The sequence below is a fragment of the Parafrankia discariae genome, assembly GCF_000373365.1.
GTDB lineage: Bacteria > Actinomycetota > Actinomycetes > Frankiales > Frankiaceae > Parafrankia > Parafrankia discariae.
Map to the genome: position 1 here is coordinate 1 of NZ_KB891112.1, position 8,981 is coordinate 8,981.

7 protein-coding genes and 2 pseudogenes are annotated in these 8,981 nt (G+C 69.9%); 3 read left to right on the plus strand and 6 right to left on the minus strand.

Annotation, left to right across the window (positions count from 1 at the left end; all coding sequences use genetic code 11):
- From B056_RS0104965 to B056_RS0104995, 5 genes and pseudogenes are all read right to left on the minus strand, one after another.
- A pseudogene (locus B056_RS0104965) lies at positions 1 to 193 on the minus strand (IS5/IS1182 family transposase); the annotation flags it as partial.
- Positions 194 to 287: 94 nt separating this feature from the next.
- Complete coding sequence (locus tag B056_RS0104970; RefSeq protein WP_230202823.1) at positions 288 to 1,553, minus strand: COG4705 family protein; 1,266 nt, start codon at positions 1,551 to 1,553, stop codon at positions 288 to 290.
- 69 nt (positions 1,554 to 1,622) lie between these two features.
- Positions 1,623 to 2,465 carry a PIG-L deacetylase family protein gene (locus tag B056_RS0104975; RefSeq protein ID WP_018500799.1) on the minus strand — a complete coding sequence of 281 codons (843 nt, stop codon included), beginning with the start codon at positions 2,463 to 2,465 and terminating at the stop codon, positions 1,623 to 1,625.
- A 114-nt stretch (positions 2,466 to 2,579) separates the two neighbouring features.
- Complete coding sequence (locus B056_RS41655) at positions 2,580 to 3,581, minus strand: glycosyltransferase family 4 protein (protein ID WP_084647094.1); 1,002 nt, start codon at positions 3,579 to 3,581, stop codon at positions 2,580 to 2,582.
- Positions 3,578 to 3,850, minus strand: a complete 273-nt coding sequence (locus B056_RS0104995; protein WP_154676838.1) for a hypothetical protein — start codon at positions 3,848 to 3,850, stop codon at positions 3,578 to 3,580. The genes B056_RS41655 and B056_RS0104995 overlap by 4 nt, the downstream gene beginning before the upstream one ends.
- A 1,076-nt stretch (positions 3,851 to 4,926) precedes the next feature.
- On the opposite strand from B056_RS0104995, the gene B056_RS0105010 reads away from it, so the two are divergent.
- Complete coding sequence (locus B056_RS0105010; RefSeq protein ID WP_018500805.1) at positions 4,927 to 5,601, plus strand: response regulator transcription factor; 675 nt, start codon at positions 4,927 to 4,929, stop codon at positions 5,599 to 5,601.
- Between the two features lie 30 nt (positions 5,602 to 5,631).
- Entirely contained in the window at positions 5,632 to 6,972 is a 1,341-nt protein-coding gene (locus B056_RS0105015; RefSeq protein ID WP_018500806.1) for an ATP-binding protein, read from the plus strand.
- A 64-nt stretch (positions 6,973 to 7,036) separates the two neighbouring features.
- Here B056_RS0105015 and B056_RS0105020 read toward each other — a convergent pair whose 3' ends face one another.
- Entirely contained in the window at positions 7,037 to 7,912 is an 876-nt protein-coding gene (locus B056_RS0105020) for a hypothetical protein (RefSeq protein ID WP_018500807.1), read from the minus strand.
- Between the two features lie 153 nt (positions 7,913 to 8,065).
- On the opposite strand from B056_RS0105020, the pseudogene B056_RS0105025 reads away from it, so the two are divergent.
- Positions 8,066 to 8,698, plus strand: a pseudogene (locus B056_RS0105025) (transposase); the annotation flags it as partial.
- Positions 8,699 to 8,981 lie beyond the last annotated feature (283 nt).

Consider the following 8,981-nt stretch of genomic DNA (forward strand, 5'->3'; position numbering starts at 1 on the left):
TCGTGCGCCAGTAGGCCGCGACCAGCAGCACCCGGTCCGGCAGAGGCAACGCCCACGGCCGTCCCGGCCGCCCGTCGGCGATCCGGTCCCCGCCGCGCTGGGCGACGAGACGGACCAGTCGGCGGAACTGGGTCGGCTTCAACCCGGTGAACGGGAAGATCCACTGAGGGTCGGCGGCGGAGATGACCTGCACCCCAACATGATCTACCAGGCAGCCCCGAGGCCCGGCATCCGGGTTACGAAACAGCCTTTAGGCGCGCAGGGCCGGTGATCTTGAGACAGTTCCGTCAGCCGCCCAGAGACGTGGACAGCACGGTCAGCGCCTGCTTCTCGGTGGCGGGGTCAGGGTTGGATGCCCGCAGTGCGGTCAGGGCATCGTCGATCCGCCCGTCGAGGAACGTCCAGGCATTGCCGTCCAGGGGCTTGAGCTTGGACTCATCGTCGTCCCAGGTCGTCTCGAGATCCTTGATTCGAGCCGTGCCTCCGCTTTGGTCGCCCGCGTTCACCTTGGTGAGCGTGTCGTCGACGATCGTCTTGAGGCTCGCGACATCGGCCGATGGGAAGTGGGCGATTGCCTGAGCAGGCGTGAGCTGGATGTTGTTCGAGGCTGATCCGCCGGCCTCCTCCGCGGCGAGTGGAGAGGCGTGCGGGATCTGCGAGGTGTGGTGAAGCAGGAGCCCGGTGGCGATCGCGGCCGCGGCGTAGAGACCGAGGGCGAGTCGTTCTCGGCCCGGGCCGGCGCCGCGGACGGCGGTCTCCAGGGCCTCCGAGCCGGGGATGACGTCCGCCTTCGACCAGGTGAGGTAGAGGACGGTGGCCCCGATGGCGACGAGGAAGATCACGCTGGTGAGGGCGGTGCCGAGGCCCAGCCCCTGCTCGGACCTCGGGGTCGCGAACCAGTCTCCGATGTTGGCGCCCAGCGGCCGGGTGAGGATGTAGGCCAACCAGAAGGCGAGCACCGGCTGCCCGCCGAACCGCCAGGCGACGACGACCATGGCGATGAGAGCCGCCGGCAGCAGCACCGCCTTGCCCGGGCCCCAGCCGCTGAGTTCGAGAGTCCAGTCGCCGGCGGCCGTGCCGAGTGCGAAGGTCACCAGGATCGCGAGCCAGTAGAACGCCTCACGGGGCGTCGAGGTGATGCTGTGGATCGACAGGGTGCGCTCACGGGCGTACCAGACACCGAAGACGACCGCCAGGAGAACGGCGAAGACCGTGGTGCTGACCTTTAGCGGAACGCCCTGGCTGTCCGTCAGGATGTCGGTGTAGAGCGTGCCGGTGATGCTCACGACCACGACGGTGAGCCAGTAGATCGACGGCACATACCGGCGGAGTCGCATCTGCACGTAGAGCACCGCGGCCAGGACGACGGTGAAGATGAGCGCCGTCTTGGTAAGGCCGACGCCGAGCGTCATGTTGATCCAGTCGGCGAAACTTTCACCGACGGTCGTACAGAGGATCTTGATTACCCAGAACCAGATCGTGATCTCGGGGACCTTGTTCAGCATCTCGCCCGCCCGAGAGGAGGGCCGGCGGACGGTCAGTTCGGTGGTCATGTGCGGCAGCATCGCGAAGTGATTCTGCAATCAACCTGTATGAGAGTCGGCCCCGGTCTCCAGGGCGAGCTACGTGCGCAGGGTGGCGAAGATGTTGTCGAGAAGCACGGCGGCAGGGGCGCGTCCCACTTCCCTGAACCATTCGGTACCAAGCACCCACCTCCGGATCGGCCTCGGCAGGCGCAGCAGCATGGCGAGCGTCCGGACGGTGTAGCCGCCATCGGCCTGAGAGCCGTGCGCCTTGAGCGCGCGGATCTTCGCGGGGAGCTGACGCCGCACGTTCACGCGATGCGTCAGCTCCTCCCGCGGGGTGAAGGCCGCGGTCAGGTCGAGCATGGGAGGCAGCGGCACGACAGGTGACACTCTGCGCAGCAGTCGGACCGCCTTGGTCAGCAGGTCGCGGTCCACGGTCGCCTCCAGCACGACAGGCGTCCCGGCGGCCTTGGCCGCGAGCAGACCCGCGCGGTGGACCTGCACATGGTCGGGGTGCCCGTACCCGCCAGACGCGTCATAGATCGTAAGTACGGCGGCGCTCTTCTCGACCAGGAGCTCGACTAGGCGCGCGGCGGCGCGCTCGGGAAGCGAACTCGCGAAGGTCTCTGGCTCCAGGTAGACGGCCCGTGTGGGCTTCGCCCGCGGGTCATAGCCGCCGTCCCGGTAGCCCAGGAAGTGCATGCGGGCGGCGCCGATGGCCTCGGCAGAGGCCCGCGGCTCCGCGCGCCGGATGGCCGCCAGGCCGGAGCCTCCGAGATCATCACGCGCGAGGCCCGCTTCGCCGTCGGTCGCGACGACGATCACGACGCGATGCCCGTCAGTCGCGGCACGAGCGAGCGTTCCGGCGGTCAGGAGCGCCTCGTCGTCCGGGTGGGCGTGGAAGGAGACCACGGTGAAGGTGGTCCTGTCCTGGCTCATCGGTGTGCCACGAGGGCCTATGGCCAGTGGGGCGTGACCGCGGGTTCGAGGAATCCCTCCCAGGCTCCGGCGGCCGCGTAGGCGCGTGGTTCGCCCGCAGGGCCGTTGACCAGCTCAGGGCAGGCGGGACCGCGCGGTTGTGCCGGGCGATCTCCTCCGAAGCCTCGTATTGCGTACCAACTCGACAGTGTGGCGAGCCAGCGCGGCGTCGCTGTCTGCCAGCAGCCCCCTGCGCCGATGACGGATGAAGGACGTGACGCCCGACGCCGTGTGCGCGACAACGGGCAGGCCGGCCGTGTGGGCCTCAAGTGCTGCGATGCCGAACGACTCCGGGTGGGCCAACGCGACGAAGATGGCCGAGCTGGCCATGGCCGCGCGTACCTGGCTCCGGTCCCCTACGCCGACGAGTCGCACCCTGTCGGAGAGGTCGTGCCCGCGGAGATAGCGTTCAAGGGCCGCCCGCTGCGGGCCGTCACCTACGATGACGGCCCGCAGGTCGACCTCCGCCGCGACGCGGTGAAGTACCCGAGCCAGCGGAATGGTTCGTTTGACGGTCGGAGCCTCATGACGCTGAGGATCGAGGGCGGGTACGTCTCGGACGCCCATCGTGCCTGGTCGCCGACGGCGTGGCCTCGCCAGAAGTCGATGTCGACCGCGTTCGGGATGACGCCGACGTCCTGCCCGACCGTGTGTTCGACGTAGGTGGCCGCCTGTCGGCTCACCGCGGTCCAGACGACGGGCCGTCGGTGCGCGCCGGCGAGAGAGCGCATGACCGGCGTGACGCGGGCGATGTCGTTCCAGAGCGAGTGAACTGTGACGGCCCGTCAGGATACCGAGCGTCGCCGCGCGATACGCGGTCTGCAGTGCGAACGGCGGGACCACCGACAGGTGGACGTGGACCACGTCGGGATCGAGTCGCGCGAGCTGATCGATGTCCACGGATCGGCGGCGCAGGATGTCTGCTTCTCCCGGGCCGGCGTCGGTGCCCAGCGAGGTCCGGGTGGCGACGATGACGCGATGACCGAGGACCCGTTGCTGGTGAGCCAGGTCCCGGACGTGGAGTTCGATCCCGCCCAGCCTCGGCAGATAGCAGTCAGTGCTGTGGACGATCTTCATTCGCCGGTCTTCAGCGGGGCCGGCGCGTCGATTCCAGCCTCGCCGCCGGAATTACGCCAGAGCCAGAGCGCGAGGAGGGCTCCTCCGAGCGGGATCTCGATGCCGAAAGTCAGCAGGCGATACAGCAGCACGCCGACGGCCACGCCTGTTCCGGACGAGGTCGGGGCCATCATGAGAACGGCGGCCAGGCGGACCTCGACGAAGCCGATCGCCCCAGGGGTCAACCCCACGAGCGTGAGCAGGCGCTCTCCGCAGAACGCCAGGAGCACGTAGGCCAGGGGACGCCTGCGCCGCTCGCCCGCAGGCAGGCCACGAGCAACACGAACAACCAGCCGGTGTGGAGCGCCATCCCGACGGTGAGCCGCTTCCATTTGTCGGCTGCCAGGCGCGCGCTGTGGACGCGAACCCACTCGCAGGCCGCCAACGCTCGGTGGGCGCGCGAACGCCATCGGCTCCTCAAGCTGTCATGCCCAAGCCACTCCGCCAGTCCCGGCAGTGCCGGGCTGAACAGCAGCAGCGCTGTGACCGCCCCGACCGCCGGGGCGATTAGGGCCGAGCCAAGCACGACGCGTGCGGCGTGGTGTCCGAGATTCCCGCCACCCAGCACCAGTGGCACGAGGAGAAGCGGAAGGAACATCTTGGCGAGGACGTCCCAGACGTTGGTAATCACGGTGTACGAGGCGAAACTCGTCCGGGAGAAGCCCCAATGTCGCGTCATGTGGTCGTTGAGCGCGATGCCGGCCGCGCCACCGAGCGGGAGGGCATTGGCCACTGCGCTGCCCGTGAGGCTCAGGAGCAGGGCCCGCCGGTGGCTGAGGCCGGGAAGAGCCGCCGCGAGGGGATCGTGTGCGAGGCCAGCCCGACCGCCCATACGAGCAGGAGAAGGGCGACAATGGGGGCTGGTACCGCCGTGGCCGACGCCGCGATCTTTGACCAGTTCGCGCCCATCAGCCTCGGGAACACCAGGGCGACGATCGCAATCGCGCCCAGCGTCGCCGCAACGTGGAGAGCACCTCGAACCCGCGCCGTGTCCCGTCGCGCGGCCGCGTTGCCCGGCCCGCGGCTGCGGCCGGGCACGCTCCGCGTCATCGGGGCCGGGCAAGGCGACCAGACTCAACATGCCACGAACCCTGGCGCCAGGGGCATGCAACTGTCCTGAACAAACCTCCCGCCCGCGATGCGGCCCCCCGCTGCCCGATGACCGCGGCCCACCTCTGCGGCTGGCGCTCGCCGTCAGACCCGCTCGGCGGGAGCGCCGATACTGGCCGTCAAGGTTGCGTGCAGGTTCTGCTTGTCATCATGCGGACCGGACATGAAGGGTCGTGCGGTACTGACGGAGGAAGCGATGATCACGATCGGGGTCTGTGAGGATCAGGAGTCCATCCGGACCATCCTTGTCCGAGGGCTGCGCCAGGCTGGCTACGAGGTGGTCGTCGCCCACGATGGCCGTGAGGCGCTCCGCCAGTTCAGTCCGGACAACAACATCGGCGTTGTCATCATGGACATCGGCCTGCCGGACGCTGACGGCCGCGATGTCGTCCAGGCGCTCAAGTCAGCCGGGCAGCACGCTCCCGTCCTCTTCCTGACGGCGCTCGACGCGACGCACGACCATCTTGCCGGTTTCGCCGCCGGCGCGGACGACTACGTCACCAAGCCGTTCGACCTCAAGGTGCTGCTGGCGCGCCTGGAGGTCCTGACGCGCCGTGGACCTGGCAGCGTGATCAGCGCGGACGGGCTTGTTCTCGATCCGATCACGCACTCGGCCCGGACCGCGGCGGGACAGGTGCGCCTCAGCCCCACCGAGTTCCGCATGCTGGCGGCGATCACCGCTCGGCCGCACGAGGTGGTGCGCAGAAGGAGCGTCATCGCCGCAGCATGGCCCGACGGAGCGATCATCAGCGACAACACCGTCGACTCCTTCATCCGCCGCCTGCGGAGCAAACTCGAGTCGATCGACTCGCCGACTGGAATCGAGACGGTTCGAGCGGTCGGATTCACGATGACGCAGAAGGACGGCTAGGCGACCGTGGCGCACCGGGCTTCACGAATCGTGACCCGTTGGCGGGGATGGCGCGACCGACTGAGTCTGCGGGCACAGCTCGTCACGATCACCGCCGTCCTTGCCAGCGCCGTCGCCGCCGGTCTGGTGATCGTCGTCCAGATCTCCCTCGCCGACGCCGCGACCAGCACCGCGGAGCGGATGTTGAACGATCACGCCAGGGCCCTGGTGACCAGCATCAGCGCCGCATCACCCGGCGGCGCCCTGAACGTGCCGCGATCCCAGCTCGACCCGGGCGTCGCGGTCTACGACACGTCGGGGTCACAGGTCGCCGGAACCGTTCCGCCCTCGATGCAGGAGGAATTCAAGGAACTGTCCATAACGACCAAACAGCGCACTGTCGAAGGCGGCGACCACTTCGCCATCATGGCCCTGCCGTTCACGACCTCGTCGAAGCTACAGGGGATAGTGATCATCACCGAACCCCTGACTACCTACGAGCGGAACGAGCAGGCAGCGATGGTGGTCTCCATCGTCGCCGGTGCGCTGCTTGTCCTCATGGCCGCCGGCTCGGCGGCGTGGATCAGCAGACGGGTACTGAGCCCGGTCGAGAAGATGGCGCGCACAGCCGACGAGTGGAGCGAGCACGACCTCGATCGCCGGTTCGCACTCGGAGCCCCGACCAACGAGATCCGAGCTCTCGGCAGCACCCTGGACGGGCTGCTCGACAAGGTGGCCTCCGTCATCAGGGCCGAGCAGCGCCTCACCTCGGAACTCGCCCACGAGCTTCGGACGCCGCTGACCACCATCCACGGAGCCGCGGACCTGCTCGCGCTGCGCACCGATCTGGACGACCAAGCGCGCGAGGACGTCGCGCTCATCAAGAACTCCAGCGCGTCGATGTCCAACACGATCAGTGTGCTGCTGGACCTTGCGCGCCGCCACGGCCAGGCGCTCCACAGCGACCGTACGCAGCTAGACGACCTGGCGGTCGAACTCAAGGGCCTACCCATGCCCGGCGGCCACCTGAACGTCGACCTGCCCCCGACACTCTCGATCAACGTTCCCGAAATACTCGCGATCCGCGCGCTCGCCCCGATCCTGAACAACGCCCTGAAGGTCTCCGACCGCGCCTGGGTCAGCGCGCGCGCCGACGGCCGACACGTGGCCCTGCTCGTGGCCGACAACGGCCCCGGGGTACCAGACCAGTGGGTGGACACGCTGTTCCAACCTGGCTGGAGCGGAAACGGAGGCTCAGGCCTCGGCCTCCCGCTCGCACGGCGGGTGGCACGCAGCGGCGGCGGCGACGTCTCGCTCGTCGAACAGCACAACCAGCACGGTGGCGCCACCTTCGCCGTCACCTTCCCGGGCGGCCGCGCCGCCCGGGCCTAGCGCTGGCTCCCTGGCCCGGGCGTCGCGCCGCCCGACGAGCAGCGGTTCGCCAGCGGGCGGACGGTCAGTCGCCCCTACGGCGCGCGATCTCCCCGGGCTGCCTCCCCGCGGCCAGCCAGCCACCGGCCGCGGCGGCCAAGGGCACCCCGACGAGGAACAGCAACGGATAGATCACCGGTATCCGGCCGAACACCGCGAGGTCGGGCCGGTACACGGCGAGCAGCCCGAGCCCGGCGCCCACCGTCCCGAGCAGCACGGCGAGGCCGGCGGCCGTCGCCGCGGTCAGCGTGCGCCGGATGCCGGCGGTCGCGCCGGCGGCCGTCAGGGTACGCAGGTCGGTGGCGCCCTCGCCGCGGATCAGGCCGACGGCCGTCGCGAGCACCGCGAGCGCGACGAGCAGACCGCCGGCGGTCGCGCTGGCCCTCAACGTGGAGACCGACCCCTGGCCGGTGCGGGCCTCCCTGGTCAGCCCGGCGTCCGCGGCGACCCGCCGGGCCGTGGCCCGCTGGGTCGTGGTGATCGGCTGCCCCGATTCGACCAGCCAGCCGGCCCGGATCGGCGTGAGCCCCAGGCGACGCGCCGCGTCGGTGGTGAGCAGCGTGTCGGGCAGCGGGGTGTAGCCGCTGCCCGCGACCCGCACGGTCGGCGGCTGCGTCGGGGTCCGGTCGCCGGCCTTGAACAGGATCAGGGCGCCGCCGCAGCTCGTCACGACGTCGGTCCCCGTCGGGATCGTCGACGTGCCGGCGCCGAGCAGGCGCAGCAGGCTCGGTGTCGCGAGGTAGGCCGGGATCGCCTCGTACACGTTCCCGCCCTTCGGTCGGACGAGCTCCACGGCGTGCCAGGCGGGCTCGCCGCCCGCGACCGTGGCCTCGGGCGGCGCCGCCGGCTCGTAGCACATGTCCAGCGGGATCACCGCCGGGTTCCCGAGCACGGCCGCCATTCGGCCGACCGCAGCCGTCAGGTCCGATGACCGTTGTCGAGCGCCTGCGCGTCACTCGCTGCCGACGTCCGAATCTCGGGAGGGCCTGTAAAAGCAACGGCTCTGCCGCGCATCCGGTGGTAGCCGAAGCAGTCGGCGATGTCACGATCTGTCATGGTTGGCGTGGATGGCTTGATGGCGTTGGTGTTTTCGGGGTTGGCGCCGCTGGTCGTGGAGGATGTGGCGGACGAGGGTGACCGGATCCGGGTCACGGCCCGGACCCCGGACCGGCCGGCGGCCTGCCCGCGGTGCGGCGCGTGGACGGCGCGGGTGCGCCGCTGTCACGTGCGGACGCCGGCGGATGTGGCGCTGGATGCGCGCCGGGTGCTGCTGGCCGTGCGGGTCCGTCGGCTCGTGTGCCCGGCGCGGGGCTGTCTGCGGACGTTCCGGGAGCAGGTCCCGGGTGTGCTGGAGCGTTACCAGCGGCGCACCGTCCGGTTGGCGGGCCAGGTCGGTGCGGTGGTCCGGGAACTCGCGGGCCGCGCCGGGGCTTGGGTCCTGGGCGCGTTGTCGGTGCCGCTGTCACGGGACACCGCGCTGCGCCGCCGTCACCGCTACGCCACGATCCTCATCGACGTCGAGACCCGCCGCCGCGTCGACGTCCTGCCCGGCCGTGGCGCTGACGTCCTGGCGGCCTGGCTGCGNGCNCATCCNGGNGTNNAGGTCGTCTGCCGGGANGGCTCNGGNGCCTACGCCGAAGGGATCCGCCGTGTCCTACCCGACGCCCGGCAGGTGGGAGACCGGTGGCAGTGCGCCATGAGGCGCCTGGTTGTATCCCCGGCTCAGCCGGGAGGAACTCGGAGGGAGGTTCCTGGGTTCGATGGCTTACCTGGATCCGAAAGGTGAAGGGGACAGCAGCATGCCATTGAAGCGGTGGCCGTGCTCAGGCGTTGGAGGCGGCGCACCGCGGAACCCGCGTGATATGGCGAAGGCTGGATTGCTTGAATCCTAATTCCCAGAAGATGGAAGGTCGCATCCGTCGGAAATTGACGTCCGAAGCCGACGCCGCGCTCTGCCCTGGTTTGATGCC